The 289-nt window shown below is 45.0% G+C and carries 1 pseudogene; it reads right to left on the bottom strand.

The features are described 5' to 3' along the window. A pseudogene (locus AAEY75_RS14570) lies at nt 1-289 on the bottom strand (excinuclease ABC subunit UvrA); the annotation flags it as partial.

Raw genomic sequence — 289 nt, 5'->3', positions numbered from 1 at the left:
AGCGCGGGTTATGGTTGGTTGATTTTTGCTCGATAGCAATCGCTGGCGATAAGCCCTCGATACTATCGACATCTGGTTTTTCCATTTGCGAGAGGAACTGACGTGCATAAGCGGAAAGACTTTCAACATAACGGCGTTGCCCTTCGGCATAAAGCGTATCAAACGCCAATGAAGATTTACCAGAACCTGATAAACCGGTAATTACCACAAATTTATCGCGTGGAATGTCTAAATCGATATTTTTTAGATTGTGCGTACGTGCGCCGCGTATTGCGATATGGTCATGTGC

This window comes from Psychrobacter sp. TB55-MNA-CIBAN-0194 (genome assembly GCF_040309505.1).
GTDB classification, from domain to species: Bacteria; Pseudomonadota; Gammaproteobacteria; order Pseudomonadales; family Moraxellaceae; genus Psychrobacter; species Psychrobacter fozii.
Note: the sequence above shows the minus strand (reverse complement) of the source record. Positions and strands in the feature narration are given on the sequence as shown.